Source organism: Clostridium sp. D5, assembly GCF_000190355.1.
Taxonomy (GTDB): Bacteria; Bacillota; Clostridia; order Lachnospirales; family Lachnospiraceae; genus Faecalicatena; species Faecalicatena fissicatena_A.
The window spans coordinates 1-1,348 of the sequence record NZ_GL870843.1 but is presented as its reverse complement, the minus strand read 5'-3'; the positions used below and the strand labels follow the sequence as shown (position 1 = coordinate 1,348).

1 protein-coding gene is annotated in these 1,348 nt (G+C 51.2%); it reads right to left on the bottom strand.

The features are described from left to right. Positions 1-273: 273 nt before the first annotated feature. Positions 274-1,152: a CAP domain-containing protein gene (locus HMPREF0240_RS23210; protein ID WP_047777042.1), complete on the bottom strand. Its 879-nt coding sequence runs from the start codon at positions 1,150-1,152 to the stop codon at positions 274-276. Between the last annotated feature and the right edge of the window lie 196 nt (positions 1,153-1,348).

Genomic DNA, 1,348 nt, shown 5'->3' with positions numbered 1-1,348 from the left:
AGTGCGCTTACTGCTCCTTGGACAACCACTGCCGGGCAGGCGGGGAAAAACTTGATCACCAAATCAAGTTTTTGCAGAACCCAGCGCGGGAAATCCTCAGATTTCCCGTGATGTGTTCTGCGTACCCGCCTGACCGGCAGTGGGTGTCCTAGGAGCAGTTGGCAGCGCGGGTGCATATCGCAGCGGCATATACAGCCCCAGTACCTCCCCGCCATCCCTGTCATTAAGCGTCCCCGTCCGCGCCGAGACTAAAGCTCGTCGCTATATCCCGCTTTAGTAAGTGAATAACTGAGTCCAGTAGTTTGTTCCGGATGCGTTCTGGTGCAGGCCTACTCCTATTGTGGTGTAATTTTTATTGAGAATGTTGGCTCTGTGGCCTTCGCTGTTCATCCAGCCGTTCATGACCTGTTCGGGGGTTTTCTGTCCCCAGGCGATGTTTTCACCGGATCCGCGGTAGGTGACTCCCTGCTGTGTTAATGCTGTGCTGAAGGAGCTGCCGTCCGGGCGTGTGTGTGAAAATGATGTTTCGATTTCTTTTGCACGGACCTGAGCGGCTGCCTGTACTGATGTGTCGGCTTTTACCGGAGACAGGCCTGCTTTGGAGCGTTCCTGGTTTACCAGATTTACTACCTGCTGAATGAAGGCGTTATTGTCTTCGTCTACATCCGGCTGCTCTGGTGTTTCGGGCTGATTATTGTCTGGGAGCTCAGGGGTGCCTGGCTGGTTGCCGTCTGGCAGCTCTGGGTTCTCGGGCTGATTGTTGTCCGGGAGACCTGGATTCTCCGGCTGATTGTTGTCCGGGAGATCCGGATTCTCGGGCTGATTGTCGTCCGGGAGATCCGGGGTTTCTGGCTGGTTGTCATCAGGGAGCTCTGGATTCCCTGGCTGGTTGTTGTCCGGCTGTCCCGGATTTCCAGGGAGTCCTGGTATGATGCAGTCAAGCCAGTTCGGGATGGTGCAGTCATATCCAAGGGCTTCAAGTTTTTGTTTGAGTTCTTCGGTGCTGTTCAGAGGACCTACTATATAGATTCCTTTGGACTGCAGTTCCTGTCTGGTTTGTTCCAGGGATGCCGCCTGTACTGTGAGGGGAGCGAACCCTGCTGTTCCTATGACCGCTGCCGTGAGCAGAGCCGGTAATATCTTGTGTTTCATGAATATGTACCTCCTAAAATGTTATTTAAATGTTACAAAAATATTACAAAACGATCGTAACATGAAAAAAAGAAGAAATAAACAGGTAACATCTGGAATGTCTGCGGCTTCTATGTTAAAATAAATTTAAATGTCCTGCAAAAATAAGGGATTATATGGAAAAAGCCCGTAAATGGCCGGGATGACGGGAAAAAGA